Below are 17,940 nucleotides of genomic sequence, written 5' to 3'. Positions count from 1 at the left end.
GCCTTAAAAAAAGCCTCCGCATGCGGAGGCTTTTTATCAGCGGGAGCGGCTCAGAGCGCCTGCGCTTTTTCGGCTTTTTTCGCCAGCGCATCCAGCAATTTCTGATGAATGCCGCCGAACCCGCCGTTGCTCATCACCAGGATGTGATCGCCCGGCTGCGCGGTTTTGACAATCATCTCCACCAGCGTGTCGATGTCGGCGCTCCAGTGGGCTGGCTGAATGCAGGCATCCGCCACCTCCGCGACCTGCCACGGAATATGATGCGGCTGGAAGAGGAACACTTCGTCGGCGCGCCCGAGCGACGGCGCCAGATCGTCTTTGCAGACGCCCATTTTCATGGTGTTGGAGCGCGGCTCAAGCACGGCGATGATGCGCGCCGTACCGCCCACTTTGCCGCGCAGCGCGGCAAGCGTGGCGAGGATAGCGGTCGGGTGATGCGCGAAATCGTCATACACCGTGACGCCGTTGGCTTCGCCGCGCAGCTCAAGACGGCGACGCGCGTTCACGAACGAGCCGAGCGCCTGGGCGGCATCGGCAGGCGTGACGCCCACATGACGCGCCGCGGCGATGGCCGCCAGGCCGTTCTGCATATTGTGTTCGCCCACCAGCTGCCACTCCACCTGGCCCACACATTCGCCGTCCAGCCAGACTTCCCATTTCGAGGCGTCGTTAGTGAGTTTTTTCGCCTGCCAGCGGCCCTGCTCGCCGAGCTGTTCCTGCTCGCTCCAGCAGCCCATCGCCAGCACCTGTTTGAGGTTGATGTCGTTTTCGGGCCAGATGATTTTCCCCTGCCCCGGTACGATGCGTACCAGGTGGTGGAACTGTTTCTGGATAGCTTTCAGATCGTCAAAGATATCCGCATGATCGAATTCGAGGTTGTTCAGCACCAGCGTGCGCGGCGCGTAGTGAACAAACTTGGAGCGTTTATCAAAGAACGCGCAGTCATATTCGTCGGCTTCAATCACAAAGAACGGGCTGCCCCCAAGGCGCGCGGAGACGTCGAAGTTGCCCGGCACGCCGCCGATGACAAAGCCCGGCTTGTAGCCGCAGGCTTCGAGGATCCAGGTGGCCATGCCGGCCGTGGTGGTTTTGCCATGGGTGCCCGCCACCGCCACGACCCAGCGGTCGCGCAGCACGAAATCGTGCAGCCATTGCGGGCCGGACATATAAGGAATGCCCTGCTCCAGCACCGCTTCGACGCACGGATTGCCGCGGGTCATGGCGTTGCCGATCACCACCAGATCCGGACGCGGCTCAAGCTGCGAGGCGTCATAGCCCTGAATTAAGTCAATCCCTTGCTTTTCCAGCAGGGTACTCATCGGCGGGTAGACATTCGCGTCCGATCCCGTCACTTCATGACCCAGCGAGCGCGCCAGCATCGCCACGCCGCCCATAAATGTGCCGCAAATTCCCAGTATATGAATACGCATAGGTACAGTCCTTATTAAAACTGAGGCACATTCTACCTGTTTGAAGCGGGGCGAATAAACGCATTTCAGGATAATCCGCATTTTGCTGGCGCGATTCACCTGTGCGCTACAATTTGAATGTTTGTTAAGATTGTTGCGATCGCTTTACTCAACTTCAGGATGCAGGGAAAGTGTTATGAAAACGTTAGGTGAATTTATTGTCGAAAAGCAGCACGAATTTTCTCACGCCACCGGGGAACTGACGGCGCTGCTGTCGGCAATAAAGCTTGGCGCTAAGATCATCCACCGCGATATCAATAAGGCCGGTCTGGTCGATATCCTGGGTGCCAGCGGCGTCGAAAACGTACAGGGCGAGACGCAGCAAAAACTCGATCTGTTCGCCAATGAAAAGCTCAAAGCCGCGCTTAAGGCACGCGATATCGTGGCGGGCATCGCCTCCGAAGAAGAAGACGAGATTGTCGTTTTCGAAGGCTGCGAACACGCGAAGTATGTCGTCCTGATGGATCCGCTGGATGGCTCTTCTAACATTGATGTCAACGTCTCTGTCGGCACCATTTTCTCTATCTATCGCCGCGTGACGCCAGTCGGGACGCCGGTCACGATGGAAGATTTCCTGCAACCGGGCAGCCAGCAGGTCGCCGCGGGTTATGTGGTTTACGGCTCCTCCACCATGCTGGTGTATACCACCGGCTGCGGCGTGCACGCCTTTACCTACGATCCGTCGCTCGGCGTATTCTGCCTGTGCCAGGAGCGTATGCGCTTCCCGGCCAGCGGCAATACGTACTCCATTAACGAAGGGAATTACATTAAATTCCCGATGGGCGTGAAGAAGTACATTAAGTATTGTCAGGAAGAAGATAAAGCGACCCAGCGCCCGTATACCTCGCGGTATATTGGTTCGCTGGTGGCGGATTTCCACCGTAACCTGCTGAAAGGCGGGATTTATCTCTACCCGAGCACCGCGAGCCACCCGGAAGGCAAGCTGCGCCTGCTGTATGAGTGCAACCCGATGGCGTTCCTGGCCGAGCAGGCGGGCGGCAAGGCGAGCGACGGCAAGCAGCGTATCCTGGATATTAAACCGGACAGTCTGCACCAGCGCCGTCCGTTCTTCGTCGGCACCGAGCAGATGGTGAATGACGTCGAGCAGTTTATCCGCGAATTCCCGGACGCGTAAACGCGCGTTGGGTGGTACAGATAAAAAAGGCAGCCACGGCTGCCTTTTTTGTTGGGGATAAAGAAATACGGCGGGTGCGCTGACGCTGACCCGCCCTACGGTTATCTCACATCTTATTTGTAGGGTGGGTAAGCGCAGCGCACCCACCAGACACCCGTAAACCCTTAACCTGCCGCCTGCAACCGGAACGACGCCATCGCTTCCACCAGCTGTTGCGCCTGCTCTTCCAGCGAGCGGGTCGCGGCGGAGGATTGCTGCACCAGCGCCGCGTTCTGCTGGGCGGTTTCGTCCATCTGGCTCACGGCGATATTCACCTGCTCAATGCCGCGGCTCTGCTCCAGCGACGCATCGGCGATTTCACGCACCAGCTTTGTCATTCGCAACACCTCTTCGGCGATCTCATCCATCGTCTCCCCGGCCTGCAGGGCCAGCTCGCTGCCCTCGCCCACCTGGCTTTGCGAATTACTGATAAGCGTGCGGATCTCTTTCGCCGCTTCGGCGCTGCGGCTCGCCAGCGTGCGGACCTCACCGGCAACGACCGCGAACCCGCGCCCCTGCTCGCCTGCGCGCGCCGCTTCCACCGCCGCGTTCAGCGCGAGGATATTGGTCTGGAACGCAATGGCGTCAATCACGCTCAGGATGTCGCCAATCCGGTCAGAACTGCCGGAAATATCGCGCATCTTCTCAATCACATAACAGACCATCTCGCTGCCGCGATCAGCGGTATCGGAGACCGCTTTCGCCAGCTGATGCGCCATCCCGGCGTTATCGGCGTTCTGTTTCACCGTCGCGGTGATCTGCTCCATACTCGCCGCGGTCTGTTCAAGCGACGTGGCGGTCGATTCGGTACGCTGCGCCAGATCGACGTTACCCGCCGCCAGCTCGCGGCTCCCGGTATCGATCTGCGCGCTGGCGTCACGCACGCGCATCACCGATTGCGCCAGCGACAGACGCATCGCCTCGATAGCGCTTACCAGACGCCCCAGCTCGTTATTGCTGGTCGCAGTCAACGAACGGGTCAGATCGCCTGCCGCCACATGTTCAAGCTGCTCCACCGACTGCGCCAACGGTCTGAGCAACAAGTGCCGCAACGCCAACCAGACCAGCGTCATCACCGCCGCGGTCAACAACGCTACCAGACCAATCAGCGCCAGCATCACCTGTTTTTGCGTCAGCACGCCGTCCACTTCCTGGCGTCCGCGCGCCTCGCCCCAGCGCTGAAACGCCTGCACGTCAGTGTCAAACGCGCGGGTCAGCGGGATAAGCCCGTTGCCGAGCAGATCGTAGTAGTCATCCGGGCTCTGCTTATTGAGCGCGGCCATCATCGGCGCGAGCCCCTGCCCGTTCAGCGCGTTAAAGCTCTGGTTAAGTTTGCCGAGCAGCAGCGCGCCCTGTTCGTCATCGACCTCACTGGTGAGCACCGTTTTCAGCAACTGCTGACCGCGCACCAGCTCGCCCGCGATCGTTTTCACGGACGCCGTCGCGTCGTCCACCATGCCGATTTCCATCTGGCGCACCGCCTGGCCTGCCTCGTTGCGCGCGCGCAAAAGCAGCGTATACCCTTCGTTCAGACGCATCATTTTTTCGCCCTGTAGCGCGTTAATGCGCTGTAAGGACGCAGAACTTTGTGTGAGTGAATAGATGCCCATGGCGCTCACGAGCAGAAGCAAAAAGGCCATAACCGCCAACAGCGCCAGCAGGCCGGTACGGATAGAGAGATTTCTCAACATGGTGGGGTCCCGGTAATCGCGATAGCTTAATCCATTGAAGAAAAAACTATCGGCAATTACCGGAGAAAGTTTATACAGATCAGTCAGATCAATATCTTATTACTGAAAACTTAGTGCGGCGTCACACGGGTGACGTCGGCGCTCTGGCGGTTTTCCCACAGCACCGTCAGCCCGCGCTGCAGCGCGATAAAAATAAACAGCAGCAGCCCGATGGCGATTTTGGTCCACCAGGAGCTTAACGTGCCATCAAAATTAATATAAGTCTGGATAAGCCCCTGGATAGCCACGCCAAACAGCGTGCCGAGCACCGTTCCCACCCCGCCGGAGAGCAGCGTGCCGCCGATGACCACCGAGGCAATAGCGTCCAGCTCGACACCCACGCCCGCCAGCGCGTAGCCCGCCGAGGTGTAAACCGAAAAGACAATGCCCGCGAGCGTGGCAAGCCCGGTAGAGAGCATATAAATGCGCACGGTCACGCTGCGGGTGGAGATGCCCATCAGGTTCGCGGACGTGGCGCTGCCGCCGATGGCGTAAACCTGGTTGCCAAACCGGGTGCGGTGCGCGAGGAAAATCCCAATCACCACCACGCCCAGCATCAGCAGGCCCATTGCGCTCAGCCGCCCGCCGCCAGGGATTTTCCATGCGAGGCTTGAGAGCGTGTCGTAAATCGGGTGGTCAATCGGGATCGACTCCTCAGACACCAGATAGCTGACGCCGCGCAGAAAGAACATCCCGGCGAGCGTAATAATAAACGCCGGGATTTTGAGCGCATCGATAAGCCAGCCCATTAACGCGCCGAACGCGCAGCCCATCAGCAGGATCAGCGGGAACGCCACCAGCGGCGACATGCCCCAGAAGCCGATCGCTTTGGCGAGGAACACGCCGGTAAAGGCGATCACCGAGCCGACGGAGAGATCGATGCCGCCGGAGAGGATCACAAACGTCATGCCGACGGCGATAATGCCGAGAAACGCGTTATCGGTCAGGATATTGCAAATCACGCGCGTGGAGGCGAAACCGGGGAATTGCGTCAGGCAGTAGAGGTAGCCGAGCACAAATACCGCGAGCGTGATGGTGAGCGGCAGGTTACGTTTTATCATGGCGGCGCACTCCTTTAATCAGACCAATAAATCGCGGCGACTGAACAATCAGCACGCACAGCACTACAACCGCTTTCACAACCTGGTTCAGCTCCGGCGGAAAGCCCGACAGCAGAATCCCGGTATTCATCCCCTGAATAATCAGCGCGCCGACGACCGACAGCGCCAGGTTAAAGCGCCCGCCCATCAGCGACGCGCCGCCAATCACCACCGCCAGAATCGCGTCGAGCTCAAGCCACAGCCCGGCGTTGTTGGCGTCCGCGCCGCGGATATCCGCCGCGACGATGATCCCGGCAATCGCCGCGCACAGGCCGCTCAGCATATAAGTAAGCATGACGATGAGCCGGGTGCTGACGCCCGCGTTTTTCGCCGCGCGAATGTTGATGCCGACGGCTTCAATAAACATGCCGAGCGCGGTTTTGCGGGTAAAGAGCCAGAACGCCAGCAGCGTCAGAATCGCGATAATGACCGGCGTCGGGAAGAAAAACAGCGAGCCGCTGCCAAGCCAGGCGAGCGACGGTGAGTTGAACGTCACAATCTGCCCGGACGTAATGAGCTGCGCCACACCGCGCCCGGCGACCATCAGAATCAGCGTCGCCACGAAAGGCTGAATTTTCAGCACCGCCACCAGAATGCCGTTCCAGAGGCCTGCCAGCACGCCGACGCCGAGCGACGCCAGAATCACGACGGCGAGACTGTGCCCGCCCACGGTCAGCGTCGCGGCGGTCGCGCCCGCAATCGCCATCACCGCGCCGACGGAAAGGTCAATCCCGCCGGTGGCGATGACCAGCGTCATGCCGATCGCGAGCAGCGCCACGGGCGCGGCGCGGTTGAGGATATCTATCGGGCTGCCGAAGAGCCGCCCGTCCTGAAGCACTATCTGGAAAAAGTGGTCCGCCACCAGGCCGTCGACCAGCAGCACCAGCATCAGCGCCGCGATTTGCGGCATGCCGGGCGGAAAGCGCAAGCGCCGCTTCGGCGCGCCCGTATCCGGTAATGAACGAGGCATCACGCGTAGCTCCTTATGCCGCAATGGCATTCATAATGGCGCCGACCGAGAGATCCTCAAGCGGGATCTCCGCCACCTGCTGGCGGTCGCGCAGAATAATCACCCGGTCGGCGTAGCCCACCAGCTCTTCCAGCTCAGACGAGATGACCAGCAGGGCCAGCCCGTCGGCGCACAGGGTTTCGATAAGCCGGATGATCTCCGCATGGGCGCCGACGTCGATGCCGCGCGTCGGCTCGTCGAGGATCAGGAACTGCGGTTTCGTCAGCAACCAGCGTGAGAGCAGGACTTTTTGCTGGTTGCCGCCGGAGAGGAATTCAATCGGCTGCTCCGGGCCCGGCGTGCGAATGCCGAGCTGACGGATAAAGCGGGCGGCAATTTCATCCTGCTCGCGCCGCGGGATCGGACGCAGCCAGCCGCGCTGGGCCTGTAGCGCCAGAATGATATTTTCGCGAACTGAAGCGGCGCCGATGATGCCATCGGTTTTCCTGTCTTCAGGGCAAAAGCCGATTCCAAGCCGTGACGCCTGCTGCGGCGAGCGCAGCGTCTGCGGTTTGCCTTTAATGGTGGCGGTGCCGCTGTCTGCCGGGTGGATGCCGAAGATGACTTCCGCCGTTTCGGTGCGTCCTGAGCCGAGCAGGCCCGCCAGGCCGACGATTTCGCCGGGGCGCACCTCAAACGTAAACGGCGCGATAACGCCTTTTTTGCCGTAGTCCTGGAATGCCGCGACCGGTTTTTCACTCAGCAGCGTGCGCCCGGCGCGCTGCAGCGCGTTACTGTCAAGTTCGCGCCCCAGCATCATTTTCACCAGTTCGATTTGCGGCAGCTCGGCGGTGTCGCGCGTGCCGACAAATTTCCCGTTACGCAGCACCGTGATGCGATCCGTAACGTCATAGACCTGATCGAGAAAATGCGTGACGAAGATAAGACTGACGCCCTGCGCGCGTAGCTGGCGCATCAGGGTAAAGAGCATCTCGACCTCTTTGGCGTCGAGGCTGGCGGTGGGTTCATCGAGGATCAGCACGCGCGCCGAGAGATCGATGGCGCGGCAGATAGCGACGATCTGCTGCATGGCGACCGAAAAGCGGTTCAGCGGCTCACGAACGTCAAGATGAAACCCGTAGGATTCGAGCAGCGCCGTGGCGCGCTTTTCCATCTCTTTACGGCGCAGCAGGCCAAAGCGGCGCGGCTCACGGCCAATAAACAGGTTGTCCGCCACCGACATGTTGGGCAGCAGGTTAACTTCCTGGTATACGGTGCCAATGCCGAGCTGTTGCGCGTGTGCGGTGTTGCGCGGCCGCACGGCCTCGCCGCCGAGATAAATGGTGCCGCCATCGGGCTGGTAAACGCCGGTCAGCGCTTTAATCAGCGTCGATTTACCGGCGCCGTTTTCGCCGAGCAGCGCCATGATTTCCCCGCGACGCAGGCTGAAATCGACATGGTCGAGGGCCTTTACGCCAGGAAACGTTTTGCTTAAGCCTTCCGTTCGCAGGATTTCCTGATGGTTATCGTTATTCATGGTCGGACTCTCCTGTCGCCTCAGGATGGCGGGTTGTTGGTTCACATGGCGTTGGTTGGGGCGCGGCGGGTGCGCTGCGCTTACCCGCCCTACAAGTTCCTATAGCGCTGGTTGGGCACGGCGGGTGCGCTACGCTTACCCGCCCTACAGGTCAAAAAGCGGGCCATATGTAGGGCGGGTAAGCCACGCGCACCCGCCGTCAGGGCCGTAAGAAGCGCATCACGCCGGTGAATCAATACCCCATCGTTTTCTTCTTCTCTAACATCTCTTTGGCGGTATCCGGCAGATACAGCACCGACTGGGTAATGGTCAGCTTCGGAGGCTGGGTACCGTCCTTCTTGAATTTCTCCAGCGCGTCAAACGCCGGACCCGCCATGTTCGGGGTCAGCTCCACGCTCGCGTTCGCCTCGCCGTCCACCATCGCTTTGAAAATATCCGGTACGCCGTCGATAGAGCCCGTCAGGATATCTTTGCCCGGTTTCAGCCCGGCCTCTTTAATGGCCTGAATGGCGCCGATCGCCATGTCGTCGTTATGGGCGTAAACCATGCAGATGTTTTTGCCGTTGTTCTCGGCCTTGATAAAGCTCTCCATGACTTCTTTACCTTTCGAGCGAGTAAAGTCGCCGGACTGAGAACGGATAATCTTGATGTTCGGCGCTTTGGAAATCGCCTCGGCAAACCCTTTCTTACGATCGATAGCCACGCTCGCGCCAACGGTGCCCTGCAACTCCACCACGTTGCACGGTTTGCCCGCGGCAGTTTTCACCAGCCAGTCGCCGATAAGCTTGCCTTCCAGCACGTTGTCGGCGGTGACGGTGGTCATGTAGAGCGACTTATCTTTCACATCAATGGAGCGGTCCAGCAGCATCACCGGGATCTCCGCGTCTTTCGCCTCTTTCAGCACCGGCTCCCAGCCCGTCGCCACCACCGGCGCGATAAAAATCGCGTCCACGCCCTGGGCGATAAACGAACGTACCGCTTTAATCTGGTTCTCCTGCTTCTGCTGACCATCGGCGACTTTCAGCGTGATGCCGCGTTTTTGCGCCTCGCTTTTCGCAACGCTGGTTTCCGCCGCGCGCCAGCCCGATTCAGAGCCGACCTGTGAAAATCCCACGGTTAACGGGGCAGCCAATGCCATAGACGACATGGCTGCCGAAACTGCTGTGACAACAAGTAAGCGCTTCCACATAAGGGTATCCTCGTAAGGTTATTGTTGGGTAAGAGTCCACCTCAGGCGAAACTATAGACAAGCGTGGATGTAACTGAATGCGTTACATCACAATTCAAAAAAGTAACGAAAAAGTTAAAAATCAGAAGACACGGGATTCCACGCCAGCCGTTATGCGGCGCGGCAAGCGCCAGCACGGCCCTGGACAAAAATTTTTAGCGTAAAAACGCCCGGAAATAGCGCTTTGTAAACGTTTTCAGTAATTTATTGAGGATGTAGCTGGCTTTATGGATTAACGTGTCATGGGAAAACGCTGAAAGCAGCAGCAGGCGCGCAGGCGAAAGAAAAGAGTCCACGACATTCCAGTGCAGTTGGCTATAATACCTGGCACTTGTTTGCCATACATTTTTAAGGAAACAGACATGAGCTTACTGAACGTACCTGCGGGCAAAGATCTGCCGGAAGACATCTACGTTGTTATTGAAATTCCGGCTAACGCTGATCCTATTAAATATGAAGTGGACAAAGAGAGCGGCGCGCTGTTCGTTGACCGTTTTATGTCCACCGCGATGTTCTATCCGTGCAACTACGGCTACATCAACCACACCCTGTCTCTGGACGGCGACCCGGTTGACGTGCTGGTCCCGACGCCGTACCCGCTGCAGCCGGGCTCCGTGATCCGCTGCCGTCCGGTTGGCGTGCTGAAAATGACCGACGAGTCTGGCGAAGACGCCAAACTGGTTGCGGTACCGCACACCAAACTCTCTAAAGAATACGATCACATCAAAGACGTGAATGACCTGCCGGAACTGCTGAAAGCGCAGATCACGCACTTCTTCGAGCACTACAAAGATCTGGAAAAAGGCAAGTGGGTTAAAGTGGAAGGCTGGGAAAACGCTGAAGCCGCTAAAGAAGAGATCCGCGCCTCTTTCGAACGCGCGAAGAAGTAATTCGCCGCGAATGAAAAAACACCGCCCGAAGGCGGTGTTTTTTTATGGGCGTTACGCCAGCGTTTCGTCCCGGTGCGCCGCCAGACGGAAGACGCTGACGGAATCCAGCAGCTTCTCGGCCTGATACTGCATCGACTGGGCCGCCGCGGCGGACTCCTGCGACAGCGCGGCGTTCTGCTGCGTCGAAGCGTCCATCTGCGTCACGGCGATATTCACCTGATCGATGCCGGTGCTCTGCTCGCGGTTCGCCATCGAAATGGTCTCCACCAGCTCGCTCACGCGCTGCACGCTTTTCAGGATATCTTCCATCGCGCTGCCCGCGCCTTTCACCAGACTGTTGCCCTCGTCGATACGGCTGACGGAGCGGTCGATCAGGTTACGGATATCCTGCGCCGCCGAGCTGGAGCGCTGCGCCAGCGCGCGCACTTCCGCCGCCACCACCGCAAAGCCGCGCCCTTCCGCGCCTGCGCGCGCCGCTTCGACCGCCGCGTTGAGCGCCAGAATGTTGGTCTGGAAGGCGATACCATCGATAACGCTGATGATGTTGCTGATTTCGGTCGAGAACTGGTGGATTTCACTCATGGTCTGCACCACGCGCTCAACCACCTGACCGCCCTGCCCGGCCACCTGACACGCATCGCGCGCGATATCGCTCGCAAAGCGGGAGTTTTCGGCGTTGTTTTTAACAACCGATGTCAGTTCTTCCATCGACGCCGCGGTTTCTTCCAGCGCGCTCGCCTGCGCTTCGTTGCGCGCCGAGAGTTCACGGCTGCCGGTGGCGATTTGCGTCGACGCGGTAGCGATGGTTTCGGTGCCGTTGCGCACGCCCGCCACGATGCGGGTGAGGTTGACGTTCATCTCCTGAAGCGCGCTCATCAGCTCTGCGGTTTCATCGCGACCGCTGATGGTAATCGCCGTCTGCAAATCGCCGGCGGCGACGTTACGCGCGATGGTCACGGCCTGCGCCAGCGGACGCGTAATGCTGCGCACCAGCCAGAAGGTGATCAGAATGCTCGCGATAAGCGTCAGCGCCATCGTGATAAGCAGCATGGTGCGGGTCTGCTCATACTGCGACAGGTTGCGCGCTTCGGTCTGACGGGTCAGCGCATCCGCCTGCTTCAGCGTTTTCGCCACTACCTCGTCAATCATACGGGTCGGCTCGCGATCGATGCCGCTCACCAGCTTATCGACGCGCTGGGCGCTCGTCGGGTCGGCAATGTTGTACTGCGCAATGGCCGCCAGATAGCTTTTTTCCAGCCCTTCGTGCAGCGCCATGGTCTGGCGGACTTCATCCACGTTCATACCAAGCTGCGGCAGAAGCGTGGTCAGGCGATTCAGCAGCGCCTGGGTTTTATCACTCTGATCGACAAACGCGGCTTTGTATTTATCAAACGCCGCCTGCCCCTGCGTGCCGCGCAGCAGGGTGTTTTTCCACTCCTGTACCTGAATTTTGAACTGCACCTGCGCGTTACGCGCGGTGTCGATGCTCTCTGCTATCACCTTTTCCGTGGCCATAATATTGTTATTTTGCTCAAGCCCGTCGGCGTTGATCATCAGGCCGCGAATGCCGATAAAGAGCACCGCGATAAGCAGTAACGCCGCCAGCAGACCGAGTCGTTGCCCGATTGTCAGGTGGTTTAATTTCATACGTTGTTTCCCATGGTGTAGGCGCGCCTGAAAGGAGGCGCTTCGGATCTATCGGCCTGCGAAATACGAGCTTTATGGGGGGCGAACGCGTGGAAATGGTAGCGGCAGTTAAGTACTTAATTAGTCACGCTAAAACTTTTATGGCAGTTTTATGACAGCGCGGATTTACGGGCGAATACCAGGGGGCATCGCTCACCCCTTGCGGTTTTTCTGCGTGGAAGAGCGGGACAATAAGGTAAGAGCCTTACGCAGCGCGTGGTAAACCGGCACGCCTTTTCTCATCATTTCGCCCAATAAAAAACCACGCCGGAGCGTGGTTTCAGGGAAGAACGATTTTACCTGTCGAGCCAGTTACCGCTCTCGATGCGGGTAAGCCCTTCGGTAGAACGCTGGTACACATACATCCAGGCGCTGCCGTACGGCGTCTGGATAAGCTGGCGTTTATACTCGCCGCGCGCAGTGCGCAACGCGTCCAGCTCCGCAAGCGTCGTGGCGTCGATACGATACACCTCGCCGACTACCGAGCCCTCTCCTGGCACTGCCCCAGGGTAGTGCCCCAGGCTGAAGAGCTGGTAGTTTTCGATGTCGTAATCGCCCAGCCACTGAGCGTTCGTCATCCAGTGGCTGTTGCCTTGTTTGCGTCGTAAACTGCCGTAGACAAATATTCGCATTGCTAAAACTCAAACTGATAGAGCACATCAAGTGCCTGATCTACGCCAGACACCGCTTCCAGATACAGCTTAGGCATCAGGCGATACCTTAGCGTGAGCGTCGCCAGCGAGTCAAAAATGCCCACGCCGTATTTCACCTGGAGACCCGGCAGTACATAGCCACTGACCACCACCTGGGAGGAATCGCCCACCCCTTCGGTGTCCAGCGCCAGATTGCTTACGCCAAACGTCTCGCCGATTTTACCCACAACCTGACCACTTTGTGCAACCCCCAGGCCAATTAGCATGGAAGTCATGGCGTCGCTGTCGCTCTGGCCGCTCTCAAGCCCCTGGCCGCGCAGAAGATAAGAGAGCGCCTCCTGCTGCGACATGGCCGGGTCGGAGAAGACTTCCACCTTCGGCTCGTCGGTTTCGCCAGTCACGCGCACGCCGGCTATTACGTCGTTCTCGGTGGCGTCAGGGTTGCGGATCGCCTCGATATTCAGCAGCGGCCTGTCCGGCGGGCCGGAGAACAGCAGCTCGCCTTTACGCACCAGCAGATCCTGGCCGTAAGCGTGGAAGCGCCCTTGCGGAATATTGATCTGCCCGTTCAGGCCCAGGCCCTGTTTATCCTGCGCCACTTTCAGATCGCCCGTAAGACGCGCTTTCAGCCCAAAAGCATCTATCCGCACGTTGTTTCCAACGTGAACGATAAGATTACTATTGATTGGGATGGATGCGCGCTGCTCCTCTTCCGGTTTCAGATTTTCATCGAGTAAAACTTCATCACTGGAGACGCCAACCGCGCTTTCCGGCAGATCGTGCACCACGATGCGCGCCCAGGGCACATCGACGCTGCCATCAAGCGTAATCAGGCTCGGCGTCGCCTCAAGCACCACATCCGGCGAGACATCCAGGCGCACCATCGGCGGTACGGTTATCCGCACGCGACTGCCGCGCGCCGCCACTCTGGCGCGCCAGTTATCGATCTGGCTCCAGTCGGCGTTACCATTAAGCGTGATTTCGCCCTGTTTTGTGCGTACCACGCCCTGCAACGTCGAGCTCATGCCGTTGAAGTTCATCGCCAGCTGGCTCGGCTGCATCTCGAACGGCATAAAGTTGCCTTCGATATCCACGCCGTTAAGTTGCATCTGGCCGAACAGTTGCGGCTGGCGGGCGTCGCCGCCAAGCCGCAGGTTCGCGCTCAGAATACCCGCCGCTTTCTCGCCGCGCGAAAAGACCGGATTGGCGATCGCCAGCGAGAAATTACGAATATTGATATTCCCGGAAAGGTTGCGGCGATCCTGCGGGTCCGCCACCTGAATATCGCCATCGAACTGGCCATTATTCGCCAGACGAATCAGCCAGTTGAGCCGCGCGCGGTTATTGCGCAGCTCGGCGTTCAGGTTCAGCGTGTCGAACGCCACCAGCAGCGGATTGCCGTTAACCAGTTGGGTCACGCGCACGCCGCGTCCGGCGAGCTGCACCTGCCCCTGCGGCAGTCCTTCTTTCGTCGTATCCCAGCTGACATCCGCTTTACCCGTAAAGCGCCCGCTCGCCTGGGTCTCTTCCGGCATAAACGGTTTGAGCATCGCGAGATCAAAACGGTTGAGGTCCACCTGCGCGCGCCCGGCGGCCCCCGCATCGATGGTTTGCGGGACGCACAGCTCGGCATTCGGGTTGCGCCAGCAGTGCGGGCCGATAGCGATTTTCTGCTCCTGACCGCGGTAATCGAGCGTCAGCGCGCGGCTCAGCGTCCACGGGCCGACCGGCGTGGCGAAGCGCGTATTATCTATCTCGCCGCGCCAGCGCATCGCCTGACGGTCAAAACTGCCGCGCAGGTCGAGCTGCCCGGAGACCGGTTCACCCTGCACGCGCAGCGCCATCTGGTGTGACTTCTCGTTACCTTTGGCCGCAAGCGTAATCAGCCGCAGGTTGATATCGCCCTGCACCAGACGCTCAACGCGCAGATCCAGCGAGCCGCCTATCTGATCGGTGGATTTCACATCGCCGAGCAGGCGCACCTGCGCGACGGAGAGTTCCTGCCAGCGCAGATTACGTGCGGTGACATCGGCGTTGAGTTCCGGCGCTTCAACATTACCGCGGATTTTCACCAGCCCTTTCGCCGTGCCGCCGAGGCCCGGCAGCGCGTTATCGAGCGCCGGGGCGTCAATCGTCGCGTCCAGCGCCAGGTCTTTAACGCCAAGCTCGCCCTTCACATCCGCTTTATTGCGGCCAAGCTCCAGATGCAGGCCAGGGATCGTCCACTGAAGATAACTGTTGCCCTTCAGCTGGCCGTCGACCTTCACCTTGTTCTGTTTGACGTTGCCCGCAAGCTTCAGCGCCGGCACGTCAAGCTGCCAGGTGCCGCCATAGAGGCTGCCGCGCAGCTTCATCAGCCCGTCGAGTTTCGATGGCCATTCCGGGTACTGCTTCGCGGTGTTAATGCCTTTCAGCGCCAGTTCACCGCGCCAGCTGATGGCCTGCTGCCAGTCGAGCAGCGCCGTCAGCGTGGTGTGGCCTTCGAGCGCCGCGACGTCCAGCTTATCAATGTTGATCTGCTGCTCATTGCCTTTGCCGTCGAGCGTAATGGTGGCGGGCGGCAGCTGATCGCCTTTCACGGCGGTACGGAACGACAGCGCGTAGTCGGTCATTTTGCCGGAGAACTTCAGCTTCAGATCATCCGCCTGATACTGCTTCGGGCCGGTCAGCGGCCAGTAGAGCTGCTCGCTGGTGATATCCAGATTGAGCGGCAGGCCCGCTTCGGCAAGCTTCGTCTGCCCGCGCAGCACCACATCCACCGGGCCGGAAAGATTGACGCCGAATTCCAGCTGGTCGCGCAGCGCGCCGCCCACTTTGAGCTTCACTTTCTCGCCCTTGAGCGGCTCCACGTTCAGCGTGCTGTTGAGCGTAATATCCACCGGCCAGTTGTTGCGCAGTTCCGCGCTGCCGGTGGCGTTCACCGTCCCCTGGTCAGAATCGATATCCAGCGTATCGAGCTTCGTGACGCCATCCACGCTGCTGATTTTCACCAGCAGATTGCTCACCGTGATATCGGTGTCGCCGGTAAGACGCAGCTGTTCGCCGTGAAAATTCTCCACCGTCAGGTTCAGCGGCAGATGCACATCGGCCATCTCCGGCAACACCGGTTTAGCGAAGAGTTCACGCAGCGTCTCGCCGAGGGGTTTTTCCTGCGGCTGCGGGTTGTTGACCTTCGGCTCGACCACCTCTTCCTGCGCGACATCCGCCGCTTTGGGCAACGCGATCAGCAGCCCCTGTAAGGAGGTGGGTTTGAGCGTCAGATTGCGGTCCTCCCAGGCCAGCCCCGAGCTGAAATCCATTACCGACACCCGCGTATCGTCGATTTTGATATTGACGTTATGCAGCGCCGCTCGGCTCAGCGTGATCGGGTACGGCGTGGAGAGGTCGAGCGGTCCGCTCTCTTCCTCTTCCACTTTCTTCGCAGGCGGCATTTTTTTGGTGTCGACGACCACGTTCACATCTTTCAGTGAGAAATCATTCACGCACAGGCTGCTGTCGCGCAGGCAGGCGAGCTTAACGGAAAGATGGATCTCCCCGGCGTTGACGTCCACGCCCGGCTGCTGGTAGCGCAGCGATGTCAGCGTCAGGTCACGCCAGCCGCCAGTGACGCGGCCGATCTCCAGCCCCGGCACCCAGCGATTCGCGGCGTTGAAAATCAGATGTAAGCCCGTTGTGGTGCCGATCAGAAACCCGACGGTCGCGATAAGCAGCACGATAACGGCCAGCACGGCGAGGCTGATTTTTTTCATACGACTCATAATTCAGGCCCCAGACCGATGTAGAACTGCAAACCATGCTCCTCTTTATCGCCGACCGGCACCGCGAAATCGAGCTTGATCGGGCCGACCGGCGACTGCCAGCGCACCCCGACGCCCGCGCCGGTTTTGAAATTGCTTTGCTTGATGTCGTTAACCGCTTCGCCGGAATCGACAAACACCGCGCCCCACCATTTGCCGGTCACGTTGTATTGATACTCCAGCGAGCCGGTGGCGAGTTTTGAGGCGCCGGTCAGCTTACCGTCGTCGTTTTCAGGCGAAATCGATTTGTACTTATAGCCGCGGATGCTGCGGTCGCCGCCCGCGAAGAAACGCAGATCCGGCGGCACGCGCTCGAAATCGTTGGTTTCAATCCAGCCCAGATTGCCGCGCGCCACAAAGCGATGCTTGTCGTAGAGCGTACGTATCCAGACGTTTTGCGCCTGTAGCACCACGAAATCGACATCTGAGCCCCAGGCGCTGTCGGAGTAGTCGATGGAATAGCGCTGCGAATCGCCCCACGTCGGCATCAGGCCGCCGCGTGAGCGGGTGCGGCTTAACATCACGCCCGGATAGAGCAGCATCGTGGTATGGGTGACGTTGGCCTGGGTAAAGTGATCCAGGCTCCAGCGCAGGTTGATGGCGCGCTGCCAGCCGCTGGAGAGATCCCAGTAGCGTGAAACCGCAAGTGTGGTGGAATCGGCTTCGGTATCGTTCAGATCGGTGCGCTTAAAGCCGCCCTGCACCAGATAATATTGCTCAAGCGGGTTCTTCAGCAGCGGTATTTTGTAGCTGAAATCGAGCTGCTGTTCCGGCGCGGAGATGCTGGTCGAGGTGGTCAGGCTGTGGCCGTAAGAGTTCGTCCACGGCTTGCGCCAGCTTGCTTTAAGGCGCGGCCCGACGTCGGTGGAGTACCCGGCGCCGACTTCCACGGTGTTTTTAATGCGCGGCGACACCACACCCCGCAGCGGCAGCACTTTGGTCTTCCGGGATTTTTCGAACTCCGGCGCCACGACGACCGAATTAAACCAGCCGGTGGCGGATAAACGGCGGCTCAGCTCCGCCACGTCGCTCGACTGGTAGTAATCGCCTTTTTTAAACGGCACAAGATTTTGCAGATACTCTTCGCGGATCTGCGAACCGCTGAAGGTGACATCGCCGAAGCGGTAACGCGGGCCGCTGTTGTAGTCGATATCCCAGAACGCCAGGCGGCGCTCTACCGAAACGCCAAGCTGGCTTTTAATAAATTCGCTGTCGAAGTAACCGCGACGCAGCGCCAGGCTGGTCAGCCCTTTTTTGAAACTGTCGTAGTCGTTATGGTTCAACACCGTGCCAATGGCGGGACGTTTTTTCAGCAGCGCCAGATAATCTTTATCGTCGCGCGCGCCGCCGCGCAGGATCACATTCGTTCCGCCGATAAGCACCGGCTTGCCGGGATTCACGCGCGCCAGTAAGACCTGACGCCGTCCGCCAGGCGGCGGTTCGCGCAGTTCAAAGTCAATAGTCGGTTCGTAATAACCCAGCGCTTTCAGCCCGTTGCGGATGGCGTCATCGACGCGCGCGCGAAAGCGGCGGTCCGGCGTCACTTCATCTACCTGAATGGTGGAAAGCTGAGCGCGGACGTTTTTTTGCAGCGCGCCGGTCAACCCTTCTACCTGCAAACGGACGGGCGCAGCGATCGAGGCGCTCGCCATCAGCAGCGTGGCCCAGCACAAGTTACGGATTAATGGCACGTTTTCTCCTGAATATCCCTTATTCCCACCCCTGGA

Annotated in this window: 12 protein-coding genes; 2 read left to right on the top strand and 10 right to left on the bottom strand. The window is 59.4% G+C overall.

Going from position 1 to position 17,940, the window contains the following annotated elements:
- Positions 1–50 precede the first annotated feature (50 nt).
- On the bottom strand, positions 51–1,430 hold the full coding sequence (mpl, locus tag AACV31_RS15410; protein ID WP_165155536.1) for a UDP-N-acetylmuramate:L-alanyl-gamma-D-glutamyl-meso-diaminopimelate ligase: 1,380 nt from the start codon (positions 1,428–1,430) through the stop codon (positions 51–53).
- A 175-nt stretch (positions 1,431–1,605) separates the two neighbouring features.
- Here mpl and fbp point away from each other — a divergent pair, with 175 nt between their 5' ends.
- Positions 1,606–2,604, top strand: coding sequence for a class 1 fructose-bisphosphatase (fbp, locus tag AACV31_RS15405; RefSeq protein ID WP_165155538.1), 999 nt, complete (start codon positions 1,606–1,608; stop codon positions 2,602–2,604).
- A 164-nt stretch (positions 2,605–2,768) separates the two neighbouring features.
- On the opposite strand, the gene AACV31_RS15400 is transcribed toward fbp, so the two are convergent.
- The 5 genes from AACV31_RS15400 to ytfQ all read right to left on the bottom strand — a co-directional run bounded on the left by AACV31_RS15400 (position 2,769) and on the right by ytfQ (position 9,148).
- The gene (locus AACV31_RS15400; protein WP_105581150.1) at positions 2,769–4,334 is read right to left on the bottom strand and encodes a methyl-accepting chemotaxis protein; all 1,566 of its coding nucleotides are present in this window, start codon (positions 4,332–4,334) and stop codon (positions 2,769–2,771) included.
- Between the two features lie 110 nt (positions 4,335–4,444).
- On the bottom strand, positions 4,445–5,434 hold the full coding sequence (gene yjfF / locus AACV31_RS15395) for a galactofuranose ABC transporter, permease protein YjfF (RefSeq protein ID WP_105581151.1): 990 nt from the start codon (positions 5,432–5,434) through the stop codon (positions 4,445–4,447).
- Positions 5,421–6,446 carry a galactofuranose ABC transporter, ATP-binding protein YtfT gene (gene ytfT, locus AACV31_RS15390; RefSeq protein ID WP_105581152.1) on the bottom strand — a complete coding sequence of 342 codons (1,026 nt, stop codon included), beginning with the start codon at positions 6,444–6,446 and terminating at the stop codon, positions 5,421–5,423. The genes yjfF and ytfT overlap by 14 nt, the downstream gene beginning before the upstream one ends.
- A 10-nt stretch (positions 6,447–6,456) precedes the next feature.
- Positions 6,457–7,959: a galactofuranose ABC transporter, ATP-binding protein YtfR gene (gene ytfR, locus AACV31_RS15385; RefSeq protein WP_165155540.1), complete on the bottom strand. Its 1,503-nt coding sequence runs from the start codon at positions 7,957–7,959 to the stop codon at positions 6,457–6,459.
- 232 nt (positions 7,960–8,191) lie between these two features.
- Positions 8,192–9,148 (bottom strand): galactofuranose ABC transporter, galactofuranose-binding protein YtfQ, encoded by a 957-nt coding sequence (gene ytfQ, locus AACV31_RS15380; RefSeq protein ID WP_032804944.1) that lies wholly within the window; start codon positions 9,146–9,148, stop codon positions 8,192–8,194.
- A gap of 401 nt (positions 9,149–9,549) precedes the next feature.
- Between ytfQ and ppa the strand changes: the two genes are divergently transcribed.
- Entirely contained in the window at positions 9,550–10,077 is a 528-nt protein-coding gene (gene ppa, locus AACV31_RS15375) for an inorganic diphosphatase (protein ID WP_007678689.1), read from the top strand.
- 51 nt (positions 10,078–10,128) lie between these two features.
- On the opposite strand, the gene AACV31_RS15370 is transcribed toward ppa, so the two are convergent.
- The 4 genes from AACV31_RS15370 to tamA all read right to left on the bottom strand — a co-directional run bounded on the left by AACV31_RS15370 (position 10,129) and on the right by tamA (position 17,904).
- On the bottom strand, positions 10,129–11,724 hold the full coding sequence (locus AACV31_RS15370; RefSeq protein ID WP_165155542.1) for a methyl-accepting chemotaxis protein: 1,596 nt from the start codon (positions 11,722–11,724) through the stop codon (positions 10,129–10,131).
- Between the two features lie 335 nt (positions 11,725–12,059).
- Positions 12,060–12,395 carry a gamma-glutamylcyclotransferase family protein gene (locus AACV31_RS15365; RefSeq protein WP_007764339.1) on the bottom strand — a complete coding sequence of 112 codons (336 nt, stop codon included), beginning with the start codon at positions 12,393–12,395 and terminating at the stop codon, positions 12,060–12,062.
- Positions 12,396–12,397: 2 nt separating this feature from the next.
- Positions 12,398–16,174 carry an autotransporter assembly complex protein TamB gene (gene tamB / locus AACV31_RS15360; RefSeq protein WP_165155544.1) on the bottom strand — a complete coding sequence of 1,259 codons (3,777 nt, stop codon included), beginning with the start codon at positions 16,172–16,174 and terminating at the stop codon, positions 12,398–12,400.
- Positions 16,171–17,904 (bottom strand): autotransporter assembly complex protein TamA, encoded by a 1,734-nt coding sequence (gene tamA, locus AACV31_RS15355; RefSeq protein WP_007764345.1) that lies wholly within the window; start codon positions 17,902–17,904, stop codon positions 16,171–16,173. The genes tamB and tamA overlap by 4 nt, the downstream gene beginning before the upstream one ends.
- Positions 17,905–17,940 lie beyond the last annotated feature (36 nt).

The sequence above is a fragment of the Cronobacter sp. EKM101R genome (assembly GCF_963888145.1).
In the GTDB taxonomy this organism is placed as follows: domain Bacteria; phylum Pseudomonadota; class Gammaproteobacteria; order Enterobacterales; family Enterobacteriaceae; genus Cronobacter; species Cronobacter turicensis.
This window is presented reverse-complemented; position numbering and strand designations above follow the sequence as displayed.

Excerpts from the sequence above, each read along its gene's own strand:
- AACV31_RS15365 (WP_007764339.1), bottom strand. The coding sequence starts at position 12,395 with ATGCGAATATTTGTCTACGGCAGTTTACGACGCAAACAAGGCAACAGC.
- fbp (WP_165155538.1), top strand. The coding sequence starts at position 1,606 with ATGAAAACGTTAGGTGAATTTATTGTCGAAAAGCAGCACGAATTTTCT.
- AACV31_RS15370 (WP_165155542.1), bottom strand. The coding sequence starts at position 11,724 with ATGAAATTAAACCACCTGACAATCGGGCAACGACTCGGTCTGCTGGCG.
- ppa (WP_007678689.1), top strand. The coding sequence starts at position 9,550 with ATGAGCTTACTGAACGTACCTGCGGGCAAAGATCTGCCGGAAGACATC.
- tamB (WP_165155544.1), bottom strand. The coding sequence starts at position 16,174 with ATGAGTCGTATGAAAAAAATCAGCCTCGCCGTGCTGGCCGTTATCGTG.
- ytfQ (WP_032804944.1), bottom strand. The coding sequence starts at position 9,148 with ATGTGGAAGCGCTTACTTGTTGTCACAGCAGTTTCGGCAGCCATGTCG.
- yjfF (WP_105581151.1), bottom strand. The coding sequence starts at position 5,434 with ATGATAAAACGTAACCTGCCGCTCACCATCACGCTCGCGGTATTTGTG.
- AACV31_RS15400 (WP_105581150.1), bottom strand. The coding sequence starts at position 4,334 with ATGTTGAGAAATCTCTCTATCCGTACCGGCCTGCTGGCGCTGTTGGCG.
- ytfR (WP_165155540.1), bottom strand. The coding sequence starts at position 7,959 with ATGAATAACGATAACCATCAGGAAATCCTGCGAACGGAAGGCTTAAGC.
- mpl (WP_165155536.1), bottom strand. The coding sequence starts at position 1,430 with ATGCGTATTCATATACTGGGAATTTGCGGCACATTTATGGGCGGCGTG.